The organism is Enterococcus sp. BWB1-3 (genome assembly GCF_016745275.1).
GTDB lineage: Bacteria > Bacillota > Bacilli > Lactobacillales > Enterococcaceae > Enterococcus_L.
In genome coordinates this window covers 54,422-78,995 of the sequence record NZ_JADOEP010000007.1, presented here as the reverse complement: position 1 = coordinate 78,995, position 24,574 = coordinate 54,422, and the positions used below count along the sequence as shown (strand labels likewise).

Annotated in this window: 21 protein-coding genes; 6 read left to right on the top strand and 15 right to left on the bottom strand. The window is 37.7% G+C overall.

Annotated features, from left to right (window positions below; genetic code table 11):
* Window positions 1–166: 166 nt before the first annotated feature.
* The 5 genes from tig to IW492_RS07235 form a co-directional block, all read right to left on the bottom strand.
* Window positions 167–1,450 (bottom strand): trigger factor, encoded by a 1,284-nt coding sequence (tig, locus tag IW492_RS07255; protein ID WP_202066920.1) that lies wholly within the window; start codon window positions 1,448–1,450, stop codon window positions 167–169.
* Between the two features lie 219 nt (window positions 1,451–1,669).
* A complete protein-coding gene (locus IW492_RS07250; protein WP_202066919.1) occupies window positions 1,670–2,071 on the bottom strand; it encodes a DUF1398 family protein in 402 nt (133 codons plus the stop codon).
* Between the two features lie 292 nt (window positions 2,072–2,363).
* On the bottom strand, window positions 2,364–4,091 hold the full coding sequence (ptsP, locus tag IW492_RS07245) for a phosphoenolpyruvate--protein phosphotransferase (protein ID WP_202066918.1): 1,728 nt from the start codon (window positions 4,089–4,091) through the stop codon (window positions 2,364–2,366).
* On the bottom strand, window positions 4,091–4,357 hold the full coding sequence (locus IW492_RS07240) for a phosphocarrier protein HPr (protein WP_202066917.1): 267 nt from the start codon (window positions 4,355–4,357) through the stop codon (window positions 4,091–4,093). The genes ptsP and IW492_RS07240 overlap by 1 nt, the downstream gene beginning before the upstream one ends.
* Window positions 4,358–4,520: 163 nt before the next feature.
* Window positions 4,521–4,703 carry a hypothetical protein gene (locus tag IW492_RS07235; protein WP_202066916.1) on the bottom strand — a complete coding sequence of 61 codons (183 nt, stop codon included), beginning with the start codon at window positions 4,701–4,703 and terminating at the stop codon, window positions 4,521–4,523.
* A 245-nt stretch (window positions 4,704–4,948) separates the two neighbouring features.
* On the opposite strand from IW492_RS07235, the gene IW492_RS07230 reads away from it, so the two are divergent.
* Both IW492_RS07230 and IW492_RS07225 read left to right on the top strand, forming a co-directional pair.
* A complete protein-coding gene (locus IW492_RS07230) occupies window positions 4,949–7,171 on the top strand; it encodes an ATP-dependent Clp protease ATP-binding subunit (protein ID WP_202066915.1) in 2,223 nt (740 codons plus the stop codon).
* A 251-nt stretch (window positions 7,172–7,422) separates the two neighbouring features.
* Window positions 7,423–7,737: a DUF1827 family protein gene (locus IW492_RS07225; RefSeq protein WP_202066914.1), complete on the top strand. Its 315-nt coding sequence runs from the start codon at window positions 7,423–7,425 to the stop codon at window positions 7,735–7,737.
* A 304-nt stretch (window positions 7,738–8,041) separates the two neighbouring features.
* On the opposite strand, the gene IW492_RS07220 is transcribed toward IW492_RS07225, so the two are convergent.
* Both IW492_RS07220 and IW492_RS07215 read right to left on the bottom strand, forming a co-directional pair.
* Entirely contained in the window at window positions 8,042–8,197 is a 156-nt protein-coding gene (locus IW492_RS07220) for a hypothetical protein (protein WP_202066913.1), read from the bottom strand.
* Window positions 8,198–8,670: 473 nt separating this feature from the next.
* A complete protein-coding gene (locus IW492_RS07215; RefSeq protein WP_202066912.1) occupies window positions 8,671–10,248 on the bottom strand; it encodes a peptide chain release factor 3 in 1,578 nt (525 codons plus the stop codon).
* Between the two features lie 323 nt (window positions 10,249–10,571).
* Between IW492_RS07215 and IW492_RS07210 the strand changes: the two genes are divergently transcribed.
* The gene (locus IW492_RS07210; RefSeq protein ID WP_202066911.1) at window positions 10,572–12,053 is read left to right on the top strand and encodes a helix-turn-helix domain-containing protein; all 1,482 of its coding nucleotides are present in this window, start codon (window positions 10,572–10,574) and stop codon (window positions 12,051–12,053) included.
* A gap of 583 nt (window positions 12,054–12,636) precedes the next feature.
* Here the strand turns inward: IW492_RS07210 and IW492_RS07205 are convergent.
* Entirely contained in the window at window positions 12,637–14,016 is a 1,380-nt protein-coding gene (locus IW492_RS07205; protein WP_202066910.1) for a hemolysin family protein, read from the bottom strand.
* 910 nt (window positions 14,017–14,926) lie between these two features.
* Window positions 14,927–16,069 carry an AI-2E family transporter gene (locus IW492_RS07200; RefSeq protein ID WP_202066909.1) on the bottom strand — a complete coding sequence of 381 codons (1,143 nt, stop codon included), beginning with the start codon at window positions 16,067–16,069 and terminating at the stop codon, window positions 14,927–14,929.
* 132 nt (window positions 16,070–16,201) lie between these two features.
* Here IW492_RS07200 and IW492_RS07195 point away from each other — a divergent pair, with 132 nt between their 5' ends.
* Window positions 16,202–16,633, top strand: coding sequence for a GNAT family N-acetyltransferase (locus tag IW492_RS07195; RefSeq protein ID WP_202066908.1), 432 nt, complete (start codon window positions 16,202–16,204; stop codon window positions 16,631–16,633).
* 143 nt (window positions 16,634–16,776) lie between these two features.
* On the opposite strand, the gene ntdP is transcribed toward IW492_RS07195, so the two are convergent.
* The 4 genes from ntdP to recX form a co-directional block, all read right to left on the bottom strand.
* Window positions 16,777–17,310 (bottom strand): nucleoside tri-diphosphate phosphatase, encoded by a 534-nt coding sequence (ntdP, locus tag IW492_RS07190; RefSeq protein WP_202066907.1) that lies wholly within the window; start codon window positions 17,308–17,310, stop codon window positions 16,777–16,779.
* Window positions 17,311–18,249: 939 nt separating this feature from the next.
* Window positions 18,250–18,399: a hypothetical protein gene (locus IW492_RS07185; RefSeq protein WP_202066906.1), complete on the bottom strand. Its 150-nt coding sequence runs from the start codon at window positions 18,397–18,399 to the stop codon at window positions 18,250–18,252.
* Between the two features lie 303 nt (window positions 18,400–18,702).
* Window positions 18,703–19,896, bottom strand: a complete 1,194-nt coding sequence (gene mutY, locus IW492_RS07180; protein ID WP_202066905.1) for an A/G-specific adenine glycosylase — start codon at window positions 19,894–19,896, stop codon at window positions 18,703–18,705.
* Window positions 19,886–20,689 (bottom strand): recombination regulator RecX, encoded by an 804-nt coding sequence (recX, locus tag IW492_RS07175; RefSeq protein WP_202066904.1) that lies wholly within the window; start codon window positions 20,687–20,689, stop codon window positions 19,886–19,888. Before recX ends, mutY begins: the two co-directional genes overlap by 11 nt.
* Window positions 20,690–20,904: 215 nt before the next feature.
* Here recX and rlmD point away from each other — a divergent pair, with 215 nt between their 5' ends.
* Window positions 20,905–22,275: a 23S rRNA (uracil(1939)-C(5))-methyltransferase RlmD gene (gene rlmD / locus IW492_RS07170; RefSeq protein WP_202066903.1), complete on the top strand. Its 1,371-nt coding sequence runs from the start codon at window positions 20,905–20,907 to the stop codon at window positions 22,273–22,275.
* A 194-nt stretch (window positions 22,276–22,469) separates the two neighbouring features.
* Here rlmD and IW492_RS07165 read toward each other — a convergent pair whose 3' ends face one another.
* A complete protein-coding gene (locus IW492_RS07165) occupies window positions 22,470–23,018 on the bottom strand; it encodes an RNA 2'-phosphotransferase (RefSeq protein WP_202066902.1) in 549 nt (182 codons plus the stop codon).
* 122 nt (window positions 23,019–23,140) lie between these two features.
* Here IW492_RS07165 and IW492_RS07160 point away from each other — a divergent pair, with 122 nt between their 5' ends.
* A complete protein-coding gene (locus IW492_RS07160) occupies window positions 23,141–23,386 on the top strand; it encodes a GlsB/YeaQ/YmgE family stress response membrane protein (RefSeq protein WP_202066901.1) in 246 nt (81 codons plus the stop codon).
* A 175-nt stretch (window positions 23,387–23,561) separates the two neighbouring features.
* On the opposite strand, the gene IW492_RS07155 is transcribed toward IW492_RS07160, so the two are convergent.
* Window positions 23,562–23,870 carry an antibiotic biosynthesis monooxygenase family protein gene (locus IW492_RS07155; protein ID WP_202066900.1) on the bottom strand — a complete coding sequence of 103 codons (309 nt, stop codon included), beginning with the start codon at window positions 23,868–23,870 and terminating at the stop codon, window positions 23,562–23,564.
* Window positions 23,871–24,574: the final 704 nt, after the last annotated feature.

The window sequence follows — 24,574 nt, the reverse complement described above, 5'->3', positions numbered from 1 at the left end:
ATTGCTGCTTAAAATAAAACTTTTCCATAATAACCGAAAATCTATACGTTTAAACTATAGCATACGCAAATTAATTATACCATTTTTGATACTTCACAGAATTTAGAGGTTGACAAAAAAACGGGATCAGATAAATTTATCACCGACCCCGTTTCGTATTATAAAATTATTTTTCTACTGCTGTTTCAGTAACAACTTCTACAGCTTTTTTCATGCGGATATCATGTTTCAGCATGTCCTCAGTCAACACGCGACGAACCTGATCTTCCGGCATATTATATTGTTCAGCCAAATCTTTGATTTCAGCCTCAATATCTTCTTTTGTTGCTTCAATTTTTTCAGCTTCAGCAATCGCTTCAATCACAAGATTTGTTTTTGTACGATTTTCAGCTTCACCTTCAAATTGTTTATGAAGATCAGCTTCCGTTGTACCTGTTAACTGGTAATACATATCTGGAGCAATTCCCTGACGCTGCATGTTGTTCAGGAATTCATCCATTGAACGGTGAACTTCATCATGTACCATTACATGCGGAAGATCAACGATCTCAGCATTTTCAACAGCTAAACGAATTGCAGCTTCGTCTTTTGCTTCTTCAGCAGCTTCATTTTTTGATTTAGTAAGCTCTGTACGATATTTTTCTTTTAATTCAGCTAATGTTTCAACTGAATCATCAACATCTTTAGCAAAGTCATCATCAAGCTCTGGCAGTTCTTTACCTTTCACTTCATGTACTTTTACTTTGAAGACAGCTTCCTGCCCCGCAAGATCTTCAGCCTGATAATCTTCAGGGAAAGTTACGTTTACTTCTGTCTCTTCTCCTGCTTTTTTACCAACTAACTGATCTTCAAATCCTGGAATGAAAGAATTTGAACCTAGCTCAAGAGAATAATTTTCTCCTTTTCCGCCATCAAATGCTTCCCCAGCTTTAAATCCTTCAAAATCGATAACTACAGTATCACCAGTTTCAGCTGGTTCGTCTTCTTTAATTACAAGCTCTGCTTGAGATGCCTGTTCATGAGCAAGACGTTCTTCAACATCTGCTTCTGTTACTTCACGATCCTGTTTTTCAACAGTCAGTTTTTTATACTCACCAAGTTTTACTTCAGGTTTCACTGTTACTTCTGCTGTAATTACCCAGTTTTCACCTTTATTCATACTTTCAACATCAATTTTTGGTTGAGAAACCGGATCAATATCCGCTTCCTTAACTGCTGCTTCATAAGCTTCAGGTAAAACAGCGTTTAATGCATCTTCGTACAATGCTTCTTCACCATACATACGGTTAAACACCTGACGAGATACTTTTCCTTTACGGAAACCTGGAACATTAAGATTTTTCTTTACTTTATCGAATGCTTTTTTCAACCCTTTTTCGATTGTTTCGCTATCGATTGAAAAAGTTAGGACACCATCATTTGTGCCTTTTTTTTCCCATTTCGCAGACATTAAATTCCCTCCGAATAACATTTATTTATACATCATAGTTATGTTATGCATACCTTTAAATAGTACACTATCACTGGAAAAATGTAAATATTTTAGGGTGAAACAGTCAAAAATAATTATTTTTCCTGTAAAAATGAAACTGCAGTATACAATTAATCAAATGCTCAGCCGCCAAATCAACAATTTCAACAGCTGATACGGGGCTTTTCACGCTGACTATCAGTTATTTTCTGCTTCCGGGATTGGTTCAGTTAAAATGATGGTCCCAAACAGGTCACAGTAAGCAATCGTCATTGTTTCCAAATCAGAGACCCAATAACTGATACCGGACTTCCCGGCAAGTTCACAAAACTGCTCAAAATTTATCACCCCAGCCTGAGCTTGCTTAACCGCTTCTGTGATTCCGTTGAAGCTTGTTTCTTTTTCTACAATTTTCGGAACCCCATTCATTTTCATATCAACAAATGAATGTGCATCATGATACCGATACAGTCCTTCTGCAACAAAATACTCATATTTGTTAACATTTAATGCTTTGAATGCTCTAATCAACTGTGGAAATCCTCCAGTATCCGTTTCTTCGTTAACTACCTGTTCGATCGCTTTATAATTTAACGACATTTTTCTTCCTCCCTCAGCCCTGCAACTCTATTTAAGCACAATATGATTTTACTGACAAATTTCCTGAAACCATCTGTTCGTTCTGCCTGCTGGAACCTTTTTTCTTAGCCTCAAGCCTTTTCATTTTAGGGCTCTTTATTTCAGCATGCTGGCAGCTTAAACGTATAGCTCCAAAAAGCTGATAACTGACTGCTCCATTCACTCAATTATCAATACCTGCCTCCCCATTGTTTTCATTTTTCAACAAAAAAAGCCTTCACCCGCAATCACGAGCGAAGACTGTACTGCTTGCTTATTTAGTGAACTCTTCTACCAGCTCAACAACTTCTTCCATTGTATCGCACTCATTTAATGCACGATCCGCAAGCTCAGCCATTTTACCAGTATCAAGACGTTTCATTAAACTACGTGTTTTAAGAATAGATGTAGCACTCATTGAGAACTCATCCAGACCCATACCTACTAAAAGTGGTACTGCTGTTTGATCTCCAGCCATCTCTCCGCACATACCTGCCCACTTACCTTCAGCATGAGCTGAATCAATAACGTTTTTAATCAAACGCAAAATAGACGGGTTGTATGGTTGGTATAAGTATGAAACGCGTTCGTTCATACGATCAGCGGCCATTGTATACTGGATCAAATCATTTGTCCCAATACTGAAGAAGTCAACTTCTTTAGCAAATTTGTCTGCAATTACTGCTGCTGCTGGAATTTCAATCATGATACCTACTTGAATAGTATCAGACACTTCGATTCCTTCACTTACTAATTTTTGTTTTTCTTCTTCAAAGATCTTTTTAGCAGCTCTGAATTCTTTCAGAGTAGCGACCATTGGGAACATGATACGCAGATTGCCATGAATAGAAGCACGAAGCAATGCACGCATCTGTGTGCGGAACATCTCATCTCCCTGTTCTGACAAGCTGATTCGTAATGCCCGATAGCCTAGAAACGGGTTCATTTCATGAGGCAATTTAAGATAAGGAAGTTCCTTGTCTCCACCGATATCCATTGTACGGACAACAACCGGTTTGCCTTCCATTCCTTCTAGAACCGCTTTATATGCTACATACTGATCTTCCTCAGTTGGAAAATCAGGAGAATCCATATATAGAAATTCTGTACGGTATAAACCAACAGCTTCTCCGCCGTTCTTATGAACACCATCTAAATCTTTCGGTGTTCCAATGTTGGCAGCCAATTCAAAATGTTTGCCGTCAGCAGTTTCAGTTTTTGTATTTTTCAGCTTTTCCCATTCAGCTTTCAGATCAGCATATGCCTTTCCTTTTGCTTCAAAGTCAGCTTTTTCAGCATCAGAAGGGTGAATAATCACATCTCCGTCAATACCGTTAACTGCCAGAATATCTCCTGCTTTTACTTTGCCGGTGATTTCCATTGTTCCTACAATTGCAGGAATTTCAAGTGAGCGAGCCATAATCGCTGAGTGAGAAGTACGTCCGCCAATATCAGTAACAAAAGCTTTTACATACGTTCTATCCAGCTGAGCTGTATCACTTGGAGTTAAATCATGCGCAACAACGATTACTTCTTCGTTAATCATTGAAGGATTCGGCAATGTTACGTTCAGCAAATGCGCCAGCACACGTTTAGCTACGTCACGAATATCCGCAGCACGTTCCTGCATGTATGCATTGTCATCCATTGCTTCGAACATACCGATATACATATCAGTAACTTCTTTTAAAGCTGCTTCAGCATTTACTGTGTTGTCTTGAATATTTTGTTTAATCTGTCCAATCATTTCCGGATCAGCTAAAACCATTAAGTGTGCATCAAAAACCTGTGCTTCTTCTTCACCAAGACTTTTTGCTGCCTTTTCTCTGATAGCTTGAAGTTCCATTGCAGACTCTGCCAAAGCATCATCCAAACGTTTTTCTTCTGCTGCAGTATCCTCTACAGATACCTTTTTAAATGACAAGTCTGGTTGAACAAGAAGATAGGCCTTAGCAATTGCAACACCATCACTTGCGGCAATCCCCTTTAACATCTCAGACATTATTCTGACAATCCTTCTTTTTTCATAGTATCAACAATAGCAGCCATTGCTTCTGCTTCGTCAACACCATCTACAGAAATTGTAACATCAGAGCCCTGACCAACACCAAGAGACATAACACCCATGATTGATTTAAGGTTAACTGATTTACCTTTGTACTCTAAATTAATATCAGAGTTGAATTTACTTGCAGTTTGTACTAATAATGTAGCTGGACGAGCATGAATCCCTGTTTCTGCTACAACGTGAAAATCTTTCTTTTCCATATGAATCGGTCTCCTTCGTAAGTAAAATATTTTAATGTTAGGGGGCTCCAGTGATAGAATCACTGTCTGGAAACAACCCTTTCAATTTTTAAGATTACCATTTTTTTTACCTTGTTACAACTGTTTTTGCCGATTTTTTAAGGAATTGCGGAAACCTTTTCAATTAATCTGTTAATCGGTAAATAATTCTTCCATTCAGTCCCGCTTCACCTACGATTCTTGTTCGATCAGGAAGAATCTTCCACGCTTCCCTGAAAAGGTCGAAATCATTTTTTTCAACAACAATTTCAACGATCTCTCCGACCTTCAGCTGTTGAATTTTTTCTTCAAATGGATTTTCAAACATCGAAAACATCCCTCCTTTTTTCCACTGCTTCCATTTTAATTGAAACTCCATTTTTTGTCTAAGCTAATTGCTTTAACAAGCTGAAAATATGTCTTGATTTCATTACATTTTTTGAGTTAAATTACTTGATTCTGTGAGCAAACATGCTATAATATCTTCAAAGGTCAATAAAGGTCAGTTTCTATTTTGACCTTTTCAGCAGACTTTATTTTAGTCTTACGAAGTGAAAGGACGTGTTATAGCAGATGATTTGTCAAAACTGTAATCAAAATGAAGCCACAATTCACCTATACGCCAATGTCAATGGTCAAAGAAAGCAGCTGGACTATTGTCAAAGCTGTTATCAGAAATTAAAATCTCAGTCAAATAATTCTTCTCCAACGATGTCACAAGACCCCTTTGGTTTTGGAAGCTTGGATGATTTATATCGTTCACTGTCCCGTCAAATGCAGCAAAATGATCAACCAGGTCAACAAATTCCACCTGCACAGTTCGGCGGAGGAAATGGTTTTAACGGACAGCCTCCTGAAAGACCCGGACAGGCAGAAGGTCTGCTGGGTGAATACGGCATTAATATTACCGAAGCTGCCAGAAACGGAGATATTGATCCTGTTATCGGGCGTGATAAAGAAATTAAACGCGTGATAGAAATTTTAAATAGAAGAACAAAAAACAACCCCGTTCTGATCGGTGAACCCGGTGTCGGTAAAACAGCCGTAGTTGAAGGTCTCGCTCAAAAGATTGTTGACGGAGATGTCCCTCAAAAGCTTCTTGAAAAGGAAGTCATTCGACTTGATGTCGCATCTCTTGTTCAGGGAACCGGTATCCGAGGACAATTTGAAGAACGGATTCAAAAATTGGTCGAAGAAATTAAAACGGCTGAAAATATTATTCTGTTCATCGATGAAGTTCACGAGCTTGTCGGTGCAGGTGCTGCCGGGGATGGAAACATGGATGCAGGGAATATTTTAAAACCAGCTCTGGCTCGCGGAGAACTTCAAATGGTTGGTGCAACAACTTTAAGCGAGTACCGCATTATTGAAAAAGATGCTGCCCTTGAACGTCGGATGCAGCCGGTTCGTGTCGATGAGCCTTCTGTTGAGGAAACCATTGCAATATTACAGGGACTGCAAAAACGCTATGAAGATTATCATCACGTAAAATACACAGATGAAGCGATCAAAGCAGCAGCCTATCTTTCCAACCGTTACATTCAGGATCGTTTCCTGCCGGATAAAGCAATTGATCTGCTGGATGAATCCGGATCAAAAATGAATTTGACTATTCAAATTGCTGATCCAAAAACAATTGAGAAGAAGCTGGCAGAAGCCGAACAACAAAAACAACAGGCATCTGCAGAAGAAGACTTTGAAAAAGCAGCCTATTACCGTGATCAAATCAATAAGCTGCAGCGGATGAAAGAAAAACAGGTCAGTGACGAAGAAACACCTGTCATCGATGAAAAGATCATTGAAGCAATTGTGGAGCAGCGTACAGGTATTCCTGTCGGCGAATTGAAAGAAAAGGAACAGACACAGTTGAAAAATCTGGCAGAAGATCTAAAAGCCAATGTAATCGGGCAAGATGACGCTGTGGATAAAGTTGCTAAAGCAATTCGAAGAAATCGGGTCGGTCTCGGCAAAAAGAACCGCCCAATCGGCTCATTTCTGTTTGTCGGACCAACAGGTGTCGGTAAAACTGAACTGGCTAAACAGCTGGCATTTGAACTATTTGGTTCGGAAGATACCATGATTCGTTTCGATATGAGTGAATATATGGAAAAACACAGTGTGGCGAAACTAATTGGTTCCCCTCCTGGCTATGTAGGCTATGAAGAAGCTGGTCAGCTGACAGAAAAAGTACGTAGAAATCCTTACAGTCTGATCCTGCTGGATGAAATTGAAAAAGCACATCCGGATGTTCTGCACATGTTCCTGCAAATTCTTGATGATGGCCGCCTGACTGATGCTCAGGGAAGAACGGTAAGCTTTAAGGATACCATTATTATCATGACCAGCAATGCTGGAAGCGGAAAAATTGAAGCAAATGTCGGCTTCGGTGCAGCACGTGAAGGAATTACTCGTTCGATTTTAGGACAATTAAACAATTTCTTCACTCCTGAATTTCTTAACAGATTTGACGGGATTGTTGAATTCAAAGCTTTGGATAAGGAAGATTTGCTGAAGATTGTCAGCCTGATGCTGGATGAAGTAAATCAATTACTTGCATCTCAAAAGCTGCATATCGAAGTACCAACAGAAGTGAAACAAAAACTGGTTGATCTCGGTTATGATCCTGCCATGGGTGCCCGCCCACTGCGTCGGACTATTCAGGAACATATTGAAGATGGTATTGCAGAATATTATTTGGATCACTCCAGCGAACATCAGCTGGCTGCAGAGTTAACGGATGAAGGAAAAATCATCGTAACTTCTGAAGAAGCTGTTGATGAAACCAAGTCAGAGTAAACAACAATTTTTTTGATTAGATAATAGCAATTAACGATCAGACCGAGATGAATAAGACAGTGGTCTGATCGTTTTTTATCCAAACTGTCAATAGTGTTGAAAAAAGTAAAATATTAGTCTTCTTTCCATCGTATTTTATGATAAAATTTAAGCAGAATTCTTTTTATTTGAAAAAAAAAGTTTATAATTAAAGTGTGTTATATTTTACATAATTGGTATGGACGAATTTATCCGGAAGTTGAGGTGAAAATATGAAACTAGTTAACGTTACAAACAGCCATAGAAAACTGGTAAATAAACAGTTGGAAAATACAGATGCTCATTTTGTGAAAGTCTATTCTGAAGGAAATACAACCGTTGTTTATTCCGAAGCAGAAAAGCATGTTGAAATTTTGATTTTAAATCAAAAACGGGCAATCCGAAAAACGGAAACCAACGAAATTTTAAAGTTCTTTTTAAGGAGACTGCCTAAAGAACTGATTGAAAAGGAAAAAATAGAAACAATCGAAATAAAAGGCATTACAGAAATATCGATTCCATTGTCACAAGCACTGGTTAGAAATTGAGAAGGAACAGATTCCTCTTTTTGAGAAACACTCAAGACGACGAGTCTGTTCCTTCTGTTTATCAGAAAATAGTCTAACCACTCTCTCCTCTATCGCCTGATTATTTTATCTCTGTCTGTATAACGAGTATTTCATATGGCTGAAACACGATATCCGGCCGAACATTTTTTCCTACAAGCATACCTTCAGCTTCTTCTGCAATTTGAATCTGTCTAACAGCCTCATAATAAGGTTGAATCGCTGACCAAAAACTTCACAGCTTTGAACTGAAACTGCGGGCAATCTTTAATAATCAAAGGATTAGCTAACTGCAGATTTCCTGCTGTTCCTTTAATAAGCCTGACTTTAATAGTATAGGGTACTCTACATGATTAGTTGTACTAAACAATAGTGTCTCCCCCTGATAATCCAAAGCATCAACATCTGCTCCAGCATTAATCAGCGCTTCCAGATTCTTCACCCCATAGCCCGCATAATTGTGAAGAGCAGTTCTCTGCTGGTGATCCTGCATATTGATATTCGCATTTTATTCCATCAATCAAATAATGAATGTTTCCCGAATTTCTCTGATACTGAATACATTGGCTTTGTTATAGCCAAATAAGCTGCCACCTGACTATTCTCAAAATTTTTTTATTTCTTCACGATTTCCACGTTCGCAGATTTCTTCAAAATCCTTTGACACCGTTTCTCTCTTAGCCATAACACTCTTCGTTTCGTTAGTTGCATTTCTATTATAACGGGCAGAAGTATAAAATTGCAGACTGTTTCTATCATTATTCTTTCGGACGGTAACTTTGCAGAAAAGCTTGAAAAATCATGCTTCTATATTTTCACTAAATCTTCTAAATTCAAAAAAACTAGCATCAAAAAGCGAAGCAAGAGCTCAATCTATGCTTATCACAGATTTTGCTCTCACTTCGCATCCTTTTATTATAGTAAGCTGCTTAATTCAACATCTGGGTACTTGTCGGCAAACCAGCGCATTGCAAATTCATTTTCAAACAAGAACAGAGGCTGATCAAAACGATCCTTCGCCAAAATATTCCTACTTGAGCTCATGCGTTCATCCAAATCCTCTGGTTTAATCCAGCGGGCAATTTTAGAGCCCATCGGTGTCATGACCACTTCTGAGTTATATTCATTATTCATTCGATGCTGGAATACTTCAAATTGCAGCTGCCCCACTGCTCCGATAATATACTCTTCTGTCAGGTAAGTTTTATAAAGCTGAATAGCGCCCTCCTGAACCAGCTGGTACATCCCTTTATGGAAAGATTTTTGCTTCATTACATTTTTAGCAGTAACTTTCATAAACAATTCTGGTGTAAACGAAGGCAGCTCTTCATATTTCACTTTTAACTTCCCTTCGTACAGAGTATCTCCAATTTGATAGTTCCCTGTATCGTAAACGCCAATAATGTCTCCGGCAACAGCCTCGTCCACATTTTCTCTCGCATCAGCCATAAATTGGGTTACATTGCTCAACTTTATTTTCTTATCCGTCCGTTCAAGCACAATATCCATTCCGCGTTCAAATGTTCCTGAACAAATTCTGACAAAAGCAATTCTATCCCTGTGTGCAGGATTCATATTTGCCTGAATCTTAAAAACAAAACCTGAAAACTCTTCTTCATAAGGGCTGATTTCTTTACCATCTTCTGTTTTATGCCCGTAAGGTGATGGAGCAAACTTCAGGAAAGTTTCCAAAAAAGTCTGAACACCAAAATTAGTCAAGGCCGAACCGAAAAATACAGGTGTCTGATTTCCCTGTGCTATTTTTTCTTCATCAAAAGCATCTCCAGCTTCCAACAGCAGCTCAACATCCTCCAGTGCCTGATGATAAAGGTTATTCTCATTTAACGAATGACTTTCAGGGATTGTTCCATTTGTTAAAGGAATGTACTTTTCACTATTATTTGTCTCCGGTCGATAAACTTCGACTCTCTGATTATAAATATCATACAAGCCTTCCAGACCTTTACCCATACCGATCGGCCAGTTCATAGGATAAGATTCAATATCCAGCAGTTCCTCAAGCTCCTCAAGCAAATCCAGCGGCTCTCTTCCATCTCTGTCCAATTTATTAATAAAGGTGAAAATAGGAATTCCTCTTTTCTTAACAACCTGGAAAAGTTTTTTCGTTTGGGCCTCAATCCCTTTGGCACTGTCAATAACCATGACAGCACTATCCACTGCCATTAATGTTCTGTAAGTATCTTCGGAAAAATCCTCGTGCCCTGGAGTATCCAATATATTCACTCGTTTTCCATCATAATCAAACTGCATAACTGAACTCGTTACAGAAATTCCCCGCTGCTTTTCAATCTCCATCCAGTCAGATTTTGCAAAATTCCCAGTCTTTTTTCCCTTAACTGTTCCTGCCTGACGAATCGCTCCACCAAATAACAGCAGCTGTTCAGTGATTGTTGTTTTCCCTGCATCCGGGTGGGAAATAATCGCAAACGTTCGACGACTGTCAACCTGTTTTTTCAAATTAGGATTATTCATGTGTTCTTCTCCATTCCAATCAAAGTAAAAGTATATAATATAACTCAATTTATCTACATTTTCTACTCTCCTCTGTTAAATTCAACTAGTGTAGTATATCATGGAAGTAGTACGGATTTCAAAAAGATTCAAACATACAGGAATAAAAAAACAAGTTTTATTTAATATCTTATTTTGTTTTTCGTTATTTTTTAATTGACTTATTTATACTATAAATGATACTTTGTTGATTGAACATATCACTTGACTGGGGAGTAGTCGACAGATAAACACGCTTGTCAGAATTATCTTATAATCATAAAAAATACAAGGAGGGGCTTTTTATGTTTGAAGAACTTATTCTGGAAGATATTACTAAAAGAAAGCTGACTTTATTTAATTTGCTAGCATATTTACCTGATGATTATTATAGCATCAACTTTTTGGAGAGTAATTTGGATTTTTCATATAGTCGTGTTTCATATTTATTAGAACTGATTCAACAAGATCTTGACGAGATTAATCAGGAACCAACAAATTTTATCACCGATCAGGGAATTCATTATGATCGTTCTGTTTCCTATGATCAGTATTATCAATATTTGATTACACGAAGTATTCCTTATCTTTTGCTTTTATCTATTATTTATTATCCTCAAGATACTTTGGATGATTTCTGCAGAAAGAATTTTCTCAGCAAAGCTTCAGTTATTAGAAAATCAAAATCCTTAAATAATTATTTTAAACAGTTCAATATTAAACTGAATATATCCCAGTTAAAGCTGACAGGTGAAGAACGAATGATTCGTATCGTTCTATATGCCTTAGTTTGGTTTACCTCTCAAAATGCAAATTTACCCGATGTAGGATTGAGTATTGACTATGAAAAAGTTCAGAATAACGTTGATCCTCTTTTTCCCGAAAGCCGCAGCTACTCTGCTTCGAAGCAGATACAGCTGCTTTTGGACATCGTATATCTGCGTGTAACAAATGGCTACTTTTTAACAGAAACAGCAACAATTTCAGCCTATATACCTACAAGTGTTGAATTAAGCAAAGATTTTTTTGGGGCTATTGTTGACAATGATGCTGTCTTGGAAGCCGAAGCTCAGTTTTCTGCCCTGCTTCTGGTTATTACGCCAAATTTCTACAGTGAAAAAGATCCCCGCTTCTATTTCCTCGAACACTATCTTGAAATCGAAGAGAATCAGGCTACAGTATTGTTTAAGGAATTTTGGCATTTTTTAGAAACCACTTATGGTTTCAGCAAATATGAACACAGAGTTATTTACGGAAACACAGCAAATATCATTTTCCCGATAACTATCCTAAAAAAGGCTGTTCCCGGTGTACTGACAGCGAATAATAATTCGAATCACATTCAAAATAAATATTTTCTGGAGCTGCATGACTCTTTTAAAGTTTTTTTCAGAAAAATTTCCAAAAGAAAAAATTTTTCCTGGCTAAGCGAACAAATTGCACTCCTTTCCATCGCTTTTGCCTTACTGATGTTTCCGTCATGGGAAAAGCTGAAAAATAATAAAATGATCAATGTCGGCTTAATAGCAGAATCAAACTACCTGTTAAATCAGCATCTGATCAATTTTCTGGATGAACTTACCTTTGTGAAATTAGAAACATTTACTGAAAATTATTCTGATTTCGATTTGATTATTGCTACATCTTCTTGTCTGTTTCCCAAAGAGTGCACTGCTTCGACATTTGTTTTCAGATACTCTAAAGACAATCAAAAACAGTATGTCGCTTTGTATCAGATGCTGAAGGAAGTGCAAAACAACAAGACTGCTCCTAGAGAGTTAAGTTAGGACAAAACTATTAACAGTTAATTCTTACCGCTTATTTCAAATTGCAGATAAAAGTAGGTCGGGACACACTCATGAGGGCTATCGCCCACACCAGACAGAATGAACATAAAAAATCATCGACCTACACGCTATTTCCTGTCATACTAAAGAGGACAGAAAAGGCTTGTAGGTCGATGATTAATTGAGGTCCTTCTCCAAAGTTGACCTTGAGGGACAAACTAGATCGTTCTACTTATTTGCTCCTGCGGTTACTCGTCGCACAAAATACTTGCTCCTGCGGTTACTCGTCGCACAAAATACTTGCTCCTGCGGTTACTCGTCGCACAAAATACTTGCTCCTGCGGTTACTCGTCGCACAAAATGCTTGCTCCTGCGGTTACTCGTCGCACAAAATGCTTGCTCCTGCGGTTACTCGTCGCACAAAATGCTTGCTCCTGCGGTTACTCGTCGCACAAAAAGATCTGCACCAATCATTAGGTCATAGAGCCCGAGTATAAAAATAAATCATTTCTATATGAAGAGAGTTTGGAACTTTATTGCTGTCCCAAACTCCTTTATCAGATATTCAGCTCATCAAAATCTTTTAGCGTCTAGGTTCATCTTCTCCATGCTCTTTACGGAAGAAACGTCTCGATTCCTCGGGTTCAGCATCTATTTCTTCTTCTTCGTGGAAAATCGCTTTGATAACAAGAACTCGAGCACCTTCCATTTCTTCAGAGATGAGTGTGACATTCCCAACATCAAATGAAAGCTTTTCATTCTCATCAGGAATTGTCCCTAACGCCGTAATCAGATAGCCTGCCATTGTATCAACATCGCTCATATGCAAGTCTGTTCCAAAGGCTTCATTAAACTCATCTATGAGCATACGACCTTGAATAAGGTATTCATTGTCATTAATTTTAGAATACAGGTTTTCTATTTCGTCTGATTCATCATCTATTTCACCGACAATTTCTTCTAAAAGATCTTCGAGTGTTGCAAGTCCAACTACTCCGCCATATTCATCCAGCAAAATAGCCATTTGGTTTTGTGTCCGTTTCAGTTCGTATAGAAGATCATCAATAAAAATTGTTTCCGGTACAAACAGCGGCTCCTGAATGATTTCATGCAGCTTGACATTGTCAAATCCAAAATTATGTGCAGCCTTCAACAAATTTTTCGTATGAAGAACACCAATTACTTTATCTTTGTCATCTTTATAAACAGGTATCCGCGAATAATTTTCCGATAAGACCAGACTAATATTTTCTTTAATATCATCTTCTATATTTATCATGAACGCATCTGTTCTGGGAACCATAACTTCGCGGGCCACTTTTGTATCAAGTGAAAAAACCCCCTGAAGCATCTCCAGCTCATCATGCTCTAAAACACCCTCAGATTCAAGCATATACCGCATTTCATCTCTCGTCATTTTTGAATTTTCATCGTCAAATTTCATAGGCGTCAGTTTAGCGATTAAATCTGTGGAAGCAGAAAGCAGCCAGACAAAAGGTCGGGCAATCATTCCTATAAAACGAACCGGACCAGCAGTAAACTGAGCCACCTCTTCCGATTTATTCATTGCTATACGCTTTGGATAAAGTTCTCCAAATACGATGGAAACATATGTTAATATCGTCAAAATGATAATATTGGCTAAATTTTTTGCTAATGCGCCTCCACCTAGTATGGGAGCCAGCTTTGATGATAAAGTGTTTGCAAGTGAAGCCCCTGACAAAATATTTACCAAAGTAATTCCAACCTGTATCGTAGACAGGAAATTTGTCGGATCATTCAAAATGGTTAATAATTTTTTAGCTTTATTGTCTCCTTCATCTGCTTTTTGCTCCAAACGATTTTTGTTCACCGACACTGCAGCAATTTCGGCAGCAGCTAAAAATGCATTAATCAATGTTAAAACAACTAATAATAAAAGCTGCGCAATTAGCGACTGACTCTCGGGGTCAGCATTGTTCATAATGGTATTCTCTCCTTTGAATTTTAGTTAGCAGTTCACCTTTATGAACTGCTTTTATTTTTGAGGTCCGATGTCCCAATTCCTATACCGCTAAAGCGGCAAGGACTTCGGCTCTCCTTTGAATTTTAGTTAGCAGTTCACCTTTATGAACTGCTTTTATTTTTGAGGTCCGATGTCCCAATTCCTATACCGCTAAAGCGGCAAGGACTTCGGCTCTCCTTTAAATTTTGGTTAGCAGTTCATCTTTCATGATCTGCTTTTCATTTTTGAGGTCCGATGTCCCAATTCCTATACCGCTGAAGCGGTAAGGACTTCGGCTCTCCTTTAAATTTTGGTTAGCAGTTCATCTTTCATGATCTGCTTTTCATTTTTGAGGTCCGGTAGCCAACGCGTTTCATCTTCTTATAAACGCGTTTGTATCGAGGATCGCAGTGTAACGAGAACCGTAGATTCACTTATTGACACGTCTTTGTATCGAGGTTCGTAGCGTAATGAGAACCGTAGATTCACTTATTGACACGTCTTTGTATCGAGGTTCGTAGCATAATGAGAACCATAGATTCACCTATTGACACGTCTTTGTATCGAGGTTCGTAGCGTAATGAGAACCATAGATTCACCTATTGACACGTCTTTGTATCGAGGTTCGTAGCGTAATGAGAACCGTAGATTCACTTATTGACACGTCTTTGTATCGAGGTTCGTAGCGTAATGAGAACCGTAGATTCACTTATTGACACGTCTTTGTATCGAGTCCCACTGTAAATAAAAATCCTAGCTACTCTTGCTATGTTTAGCATCAGGGCCTTCGTCTCTTTAAATTCTTTGCTCTAATAAAAGTGATAAAAAACGTGACCACACTTTCCAGCAGTCACGATAAAAGAGTAGCACAAGTGGGTAATTATTTCAATCATTGATTACTATTTTTTAATTCAATTGAATCCTCCAAAACCAGCGCTTCCCGTTCTTCTTTCTTACTTTTCCGCACTGTCTCAATAATGTATATAACAATTGTCCGACAAACCGCATAGAAAGGAACACCAAGAAATATTCCTAACAATCCAGCAATATTTCCTGCTACCAGTAAAATAAGAATAATGGCTAATGGATGGATTTTAAGTGTTTTACCAATAACATTTGGATAAATGATATTCCCATCCAGCTGCTGAACAATCAGCACAACAATACAGCAAAGTAATGCTTTAAATGGATCATCAAAAATGGTAACTAACACAGCTGGGGCTAATCCCAGATACGGACCCAAATAAGGAATTAAATTCGTCAGACCTGCGATAACACCAAACAGAAAAGCATACCTCACACCGATAATCGAATAACCGATAATGGTGAATGTACCTACAAACAAACATTCAATTGCCTGTCCGCTGATATAGCTGGATAATGTCTTATCCAGCTTCTCAAGTAGTTCAACCAAATCAGTTCTGCGCTTTTTCGGCATAAAACGCTCAAGTGCAGGAATAACATGACTGCCGTCTTTAAGCATGTAAAACAAAATAAACGGCGAGGTGAAAATCACAATTGTTGTTGATGCAACAGTGGAAACTATAGAGCCTAAACTGTTGGACAGCCCGCTCAGAAACTGTTGAATAATATTCCCATAAGAAATATCCAGCCGCTCAATATAGCTGGTCAAATCCAGGTCCTTGAAAATTGGCAGAGAAGCCATTTCATAAAACCAGATTTCTGCATTTCTAATGAATTCCGGCATACTTGCAGCCAGACTGGCAAGCTGATTTGCCAAGCTTGGAATAATACTAACCAGAATCAAAATAATTGCAGCAATCAGCAGTAAAAAGACAAGAACAATTGCCCAAATCCGCTTAACTTTTAATTTCATCAACAGATTCACCAACGGATTCAACACATAATATAAAAACCCCGCAACCAGTACAGGTGCAAACAACGTAGAAAAAAAAGTGCCTATTGGTTCAAAAATGAAATTAATTTTCGATGAAACCAGGATCAGTGTAGCCAATACCAGCAGTTCAACAGACCAAAACATTAACTTTGACTGCTTTAATTTCTCAAACAATTTATTTCCCCCTCACCCAAAATTCTTGTTAATGAATTCTAGCATATCTTTTGCAGAAAAAGATAGCAAAATTCTTTTTATTCTATTTTATAGTATAATTGATTTATCTCAAAACTTAAGAGGAGGCAAAGTATGAAAATTGTCCATACAAAAGACACAATGAGTGATATGTATCTTGATGCACTTCACATCCGTCATCAGGTTTTTATGATTGAGCAGGGCGTTCCCAAAGATATCGAAATAGATAAATATGAGGCAGCTTGCATTCATTTCATTCTTTACCAGGAAAATCAGGCAATAGCAACCTGCAGACTGCTTCCATTAGAAAACAATACAGTAAAACTTCAAAGAATGGCTGTTTTGAAGCCTTATAGAGGAAAGCATTTCGGAAAGCTGCTGATTGAAGGCGTTGAAGATTTTGCAAAAAAACAAGGCTTTCACACCATTACTTTAGGTGCTCAGGCTACTGCTCTTGATTTTTATGAAAAGCTCGGCTATACCAAGCACGGTGAAGAATTTCTTGATGCAGATATTCCCCACTTTCAAATGGATAAAGTTCTTTAGAGTCGTCAAATTAGGAAATAAATTTCTCAAATAACTATTGGCAATGCCTGAACTGGATAAACCTGGTTCATTCATTACAAACAAAAACTTCCGCACTTTAAAAGTGTGGAAGTTTTTACTACATTTCGATTCATTTACATCGATCATTTCTTAGCAAGCTGCTGATAGCGTTGATACCAGATATCAATATACGCGTCAGAAAACGGCCCTTTTTCATTATTAATCCAATCTACGAGAATTTTAACATTCTCCTTCAAAATAAAATCGATATTTTCCGGATAATTCATAATTTTACTGTGAAATTCATATTCGTCCACATCAAGCAGACGTTTTTCTCCATCAGGAAAAACCTTGATATCCAAATCATAATCGATGTACTTTAAAGCCTCATCATCTAAAAGAAACGGCGAGGCAAGATTGCAATAATAAGAAACCCCCTTTTCTCTAATCATTGCTATTATATTGAACCAGTATTTTTTATGAAAATACACAATTGCCGGCTCTCGAGTAACCCATCTGCGCCCGTCAGACTCCGTAACCAGAGTATGATCATTTACGCCGATCAGAGAGTACTCGCTTGTTTTTAATACCATTGTATCACGCCAAGTTCGATGTAAATGGCCGTCATGCTTGTAACTTTGAATCGTTACAAACTCTCCCTCTTTAGGAATCTTCATAATACCCCAACTTTCCCGTGAGGTTGTGACAATTTTTGTATGACTCGAGAATCACAACAAAGTAAGAATCGTAAAGTCAAAATTGTTCAGCTCCGAGATGCTAGTTCCACTTTGCCGTTTCTGCTTGCATAGGTACTTTAACAGAATGGTACACATAGTTTCGATAAGTATTCCTTAAATGAAACCAGCTCAGCTAATTTAGTGAAACTGTATGCGCAGCACAGAAGAGCTATTTTTTCTCCTGCAATTACTCGTCGCACGAAAAGGTTTGCTTCTACGGTTCTCACGCTGCAATCCTCGAAGCACACAAACTGGAGCACCGTTTGTTCAGGTTTTAAAGCTGCCATCAACTTATGCCACAACCTCAGGATCTCATTACACCGATATCTTCTTAATTATAGCACAATTTTCTTTTTTGCAAACAAGTTAGTTTTTAAGCAGATTTCAGCTAAAATCCATAGGAGGAAGACCTATTTTCAGTATTTTCTTCTTCAGCTCTTTTTGCTGTCTGCTGCTAAGTCGTAAAAGATATTTCTACAGATGCTGTTTCCATTTTGCTTCAAATTATTTAGCTGAAAATTCTTGGACTAATAGAATCCTTTCCTGCTCTTCACTTAGAATGAACTTGAAAAATATTGTCATTACTTAAATTCCTAACTAGTGAAGCAACAAGTCAAACTCGCAGTCATTCAACAAGTTCAGTTCAAAAAATTCAAGATATTCGTAGACAGAAAAAAATTATTTTTCAGCATTTTAACCTTCTCAATCCCTTTTAAATTTTCCAATTGTCGGATAACCAAAGCAAACTCAGAAAAAAGCATCCCTTTATTCGAAATAAAGATATCTGTTCACTTTTAAAAATAAACAGAGTTTTCCTTGCCTCATTTCCTTATCTTCTTTTTGAAAAGAGATGCTGCTTCGGATAAAATAGAAAATCTCCTACAGTTCAATTAAATACTGGAAATAACTTCTATTATCAATTGGCAAAGATTCTCCAAGTTTTTGAGCTGGGAAGTTTTGGTTTACCATTGATAAATCCAGCAGGCGATTCGCTTTTAATGCCTCCGTTCTTTTCTCTGTCAGTTTCATGAATTGTGTCTCTGTTAATTGCAAATCTATTCGTATAATATGACAATTCAATCCATACAACCCACTACTAAAATCATCATTAAATAATTAATTTAGACTGAACATCATATTCAACCCTCCTTTTTATCTAGTACTTAACAAAATAAGAAATATAAAAAGAATATCATGTCGTACCTGCTGATTTTATGATAATATAAAGACAGAAAAGAAGAGAAAAAAGTTTCCATTTCAAGGAATTTTTTCTCTTCTTTTCAATTTTTTTATTTGTGTTTGAAAAAAACAATAATAATAATAACAAGCTGATCACTCTCTTAAATGCTTGTTCAAGTATTGTACTTTTTCTAGCAGCTCTACCATCTTCTGTTGCGGTTTTGGAAAAACGAGCTTTGAAAATTGAGTTGTCGATGCCCATGTCTGATTTCTTTTATTCTCTGCAATTCCCACACTTCGACCATAAAAAACTAAAATATGCCATTTTAAATGACTGAAAATATGCGTGACCTCTCCCAGTGAACGTTTCTGCCAGACAACCTGATCATGATTTTCCAACACTGAAGTTCCGGGTAACTCTTCTGCCACTAACAACGGTTGTTCCAACTCCAAAGAAATCTGTTGATTATTTTCAGTGCCTGACCACTCAGTTTTCATTTGTTCAAATTCTTTTTTTCCAACTTCTGTTATTGGAAACAGCCACATATTTGCCAGCAGACCGTTTTCTTCACGCTGTTCCAACAAATACTCCTGATTTGCATTTTCTATAATTGTACCAATGTAATAGACATCTTTGGGTTTCAGCTTTTTAGATTTAACAGGGTAATTCGTCATCGTTCCCTGTTCATAGCTTTCACAATAGCCGCTGATTGGACACTCTCCACATTTGGGAGAAGTCGGTGTACAAATTGACGAACCTAAATCCATCATTGCCTGATTGAAATCCCCCGGACACTCCTCATCAATGATTGCCCGCATAGCTTTATCGAATATTTTTCGACTGGAAGCTTTAGCTATATCTGCATTGATTTCAAATAGACGACTGACAACTCGCATCACATTGCCATCAATTGCCGGTTCCGGAAGCTGGAAAGCAATACTTCCGATCGCTCCGGCTGTATAAGGTCCGATTCCTTTTAACTGTCTTATCTCTTCAATCGTTTGAGGCATCTGTCCATTAAAGTCCATCATAATCTGCTGTGCAGCAATTTTAAGATTTCTGGCTCTGGAATAGTACCCCAAGCCTTCCCAGGCTTTCAGCAGCTTGTCATCAGGTGCTTCAGCCAGAGCCTGAATTGTGGGAAACCATTCCATAAAACGGTAATAATAATCAATCACCGTATCCACGCGAGTCTGCTGCAGCATAATCTCTGAAATCCAAATTCTATATGGATCAAGGTTTATTCGCCAAGGCAGATTTCTTTTCTCTTTTTCGTACCATTCAATAAAATTTGTCTGAAAATCCTGCTTCTTATCAGGCATCCAGCTCTGCCATTTATTCTCCATCAGCTTCCTGTTCCTTCTCATTAATAAATTGTGAAATCAGTTCATAGTCAAAGCCTTTTTGATAAAGCGACTGCTTTACTTTTAATTTCCGCTTAGCTGGTTCAAGACTTCGATTTCTTTCCCAGAGTCTATCTCCCTGCGTCTGCAGTATTGTCAGTTCCTGGTCCTCATCTTTTTCAAATTCCAGATCAGTAATCGCCTGTTCGACAATAGCTTTTGAAAAGCCTCTTTGTATCAAATAAAGTTTAGTCTTTTGAACAGCATCCTTAAAACTTTTATCTCGATATCGGTGCATCCCTTTTTCAGCAGCTTTTGATGCTGTCAGCAGCTGATCACTTAATGTATAAGCAGCCAGCCCTTGTTGAATTGCTTCATCTTCCACACCTTTTTTCTTAAGCTGCTGTTTAATCTGCTGCGGTCCTTTATCAGACGTTTTCATCAAAGTTCGGACATAGCTTTCACTATATAAATAATCATCCAGCAGCTGCATTTCAACTAGCTGATTAATGATTTTTTCTCTGTCGCTTTTTTCAAATTCCTTATCTCTAAGATAATCCCGAATTTCTTTTTTCGTTCTCATTTGATAACTAAGATAGTTTAAAGCCAACTGCAGCCCTACATCATAAGAGCCGGCCTTTTTGATTTCTGCAATTATTGAATCTGAAATTTCCTGATCTTTTAGTAACCGGTATCTCACCAGGATATCTTCTGAAACACGCAAATGTTCTCCCGAAGTCAGCCAAACAAGATAGAATTGGGATTTTTCTTTCATAATCTTTACAATCTTTTCCATCTTTTTTCCGCCTTTCTTATCAGAACATACATTCTACTATACCATAAATTCTCAAGAAGCCAAACCTGAAAAACTGTGCTAAAATAGAAAAAGGCTTGACAAAATTAATAAAGCAGGCAGAATTTCATAAACTGTACACACTCTTATTTTATAGTTAAATTAATAAAAGTTTACGAATAATTTTGTCATAAAAAAACAAATCAAAGGATGGACTTATGAGTAATCAACAAGTAAAAATCGGACAAATCATTCCTTTAAAAATTAAACGTCTGGGCATTAACGGAGAAGGTTTAGGCTACTATAAACGGACAATTGTTTTCGTTCCCAATGCTTTACCGAATGAACAGGTTTCTATAAAAATCACAAAAATAAATCCCAGATTTATTGAAGGACAGTTGCTAAAAATCAATACACCTTCTCCAAACAGAATCACACCGCCCTGCCCGGTTTATGAAACCTGCGGCGGCTGTCAGCTGCAGCATTTAAACTACCGTGCGCAGCTTGAATTCAAAAGAGATTTGCTGAAACAAGCTTTGGCAAAATTCAAACCGGATAATTACCAGCAATACGAGCTGCGAAAGACAATTGGAATGGAAAATCCATGGAACTATCGAAATAAGGCACAGTTTCAGCTTCGTCAAAAAGATGGGGTTATTGAAGCCGGACTTTATCAGCCGAACTCTCATAATCTGGTACCTATTGAAAATTGCCTTGTTCAAAACACTACTGTGACCAAGGTCATAAATACTTTAGTTGAGCTTTTGAATAAATATCAGCTGCCAATCTACGATGAAAGAAAAAACAGCGGTATTTTCCGGACACTAATGGTTCGCATTGGTGTTCAGACTGGTGAAGTTCAGGTAGTATTCATTATGCAATCACAGAAATTCCCTAAAAAAAGAGAAATACTGACAGACATTCAACAGCTTCTGCCGGAGGTTGTCTCAATCATGCAGAATATACAAAATAAAAAAACTTCCCTTATCATGGGAGAAGAAACTGTTCATCTATGGGGAAAAGAAAGTATCAACGAAAAAATAAGCGAACTATCTTTTGATCTTTCACCGAGAGCCTTTTTCCAGTTGAATCCTGAACAGACAGAGCATCTATATGCCGAAGCACGTCAGGCACTGAATCTCAAAGCAAATGAAACAGTTGTAGATGCCTATTGCGGGGTGGGAACAATTGGTCTTAGTCTGGCAAAGCAGGTGAAAGAAGTCCGGGGAATGGATACTATTCCTGCTGCGGTTGAGGATGCACAACAAAATGCTGCTGCCTTAGGTATTTCAAATACTCATTATGAAGTCGGAACAGCAGAAGAGCTGCTGCCTAAATGGCTGAACGAAGGGTTCTCTCCTGATAGTATTGTTGTTGATCCGCCAAGAACTGGACTGGATGAAAAACTGCTGCAGGTCATCTTAAAACAGCCGCCTAAAAAAATGGTTTATATTTCCTGCAATGTTTCAACCCTTGCACGGGACTTAGTTCAGCTAGCGAAAGTTTTCAAAGTAAATTATCTGCAATCCGTCGATATGTTTCCACAAACTGCCCGTTGTGAAGTCGTGGTAAAACTGACAAAAAAATAAATGGAGGTTTACTTCACTTATTAAATATACGAAATAAACGGCTGAGCCCGGTAAACTTATCATAAATATTTTCAAGCAAATAAAAATAGAAGCACATCTAAACTGACTCAGAAAATTAGATCAAAATCTAACTTCTAAAGATCAGTATAACCTTTGCTTCTATTTTTAAGCTTATACATTTTGGATATATCTGCTTATTGTTCTATTTCCAAATACTTCGGAGGTATCACATCACTCAGCCAAATTCCTTCAAGCTCCTGATAAAAACGTAAACCATTTCCAGAAGCCTCCAATGCAGCAACTCTGAGAATGATCGGAGACTGATCCCTTCTTTTTCCAACAATCACTGCAGTCTCAACCTCCTGTGACAGATGAACATATTGTCTTCCCTTAGGAATTAATCCCTCCCTTAAAATATTCTCTAAGAACCTGTGTGCTGTTCCATGGTAAAGATATTGAGGCGGTATTACAGGAAGTTTTTCGATTTTTTTCTTTGTGCTGTGACCATAAACTGCTCTAATTTTCTCATCTTTTATTTCCCAACGAGTTTTATCGCTTCTGTTCAAAATAGCTTGGAGTTTTTCTTTTGTCAATCCCGGAAAACCACTTTCAGCCATTTTCCTAATAACCTCTGACAACTCCGTATATCCTTGGTCATCCAGAACAAGGTTGAATTCCTCAGGCTTATGCCTTAATGCATAAGAAAGAGTCTTACTGATTTTTATTTCCTGATTTGTCAGCATTTTCTTTGTCCTCCATGTTAGTCATCTATTAGTATATAGGTTAGATAGGGCTTCCGTCTGATTTAATATATCACAGTTTATGGTATGATTAAACAGTAAATAAATTTGAAGGAGTGATCATTATGAGTTGGCTTTGGACATTGATTGTAGGCGCCGTTATTGGTTCCCTTGCAGGTTCAGTTACAAATAAAGGCGAATCAATGGGCTGTGTATTTAATATTATCGCCGGTTTAGTCGGCTCCTCTATAGGACAGGCGCTTTTTGGCTCATGGGGACCGAAATTGGCAGGAATGGCTTTAGTACCCTCACTACTGGGTGCAGTAATTCTGATAGCTGTTGTTTCATTTTTTTCAGGTCATAGAGATTAATTAGGGAAGTAACTGTGTTCCATTTCTGATAATTTCATAAAAAGGATATTTTGAGAGTCATGTTGTATTAAAAACAAGCTTCTCAAAATATCCTTTTTCCATCTGTTGGAAAGAAGTTATTTACAGTAATTGAAATCATTAAAACTTCAGCAATAGTGCTTTCTAACTCTTAAAACTATTCTAAAATTGTATATCCTTTTTTTATTTTTTCCACTACAATATTTGGTCTGGAATCTTTATTCTTATGAGCTTCCCTATGCTGCTGCAAGTGTTCCGGACGTTTCAACCACGCCTGAAAAGCTTTTTTATCCTTCCATTTGGAGACTAATACAAATTCACAGGTGTCTTTTGTTTCAGCAAACCAGCATTCACTTGATAAGCAGGTATCTCTTCCCAGCATTGAAACCACATCTTTTTTCGTCTTATTTTCAAAGTGCTCTTTACCCTCTTTTTTTACGACAAATGTCACTGATTGAACAAACATTTACTCTCCTCATTTCTTTTGCAAGTAGGTAACTTTTATTGATAATGATTATCAATATCAATTACACTACATTTTTTCTACTTATCGCTTATTAAAATAAATAAATTCTCAACATATTTCATAGTTATTCTTATTTTCCAAAATTTTATCCTTCATTCTAACAGCTTAATCCTTTTGCTTTTATTAGGACTTGTCTGAAAACTTTAGCAGTGAGTTTTTTCGCAAAAATAGATATGAGCTAGTTCCGTTTAAAGAAGGAGTATTACCGCATCTTTCGTATGAGTCTGTGACATTAGTATGTCTGATACCCTTAAAGCTAAATAAACGATGTTCCAATCTTTGTATGATCCGAGCATTCGAAGAAGCATAGGAGCATGTTTTTACTTGCCCTTCAGACGCGACGAGCATGCGAAGAACCGTAGGAGCATGTTTTTGCTTGCCCCTCAGACATGCGACGAGCATTCGAAGAAGCGTAGGAGCATGTTTTTACTTGCCCCTCAGACATGCGACGAGCATTCGAAGAAGCGTAGGAGCATGTTTTTACTTGCCCCTCAGACATGCGACGAGCATTCGAAGAACCGTAGGAGCATGTTTTTACTTGCCCCTCAGACATGCGACGAGCATTCGAAGAACCGTAGGAGCATGTTTTTACTTGCCCCTCAGACATGCGACGAGCATTCGAAGAACCGTAGGAGCATGTTTTT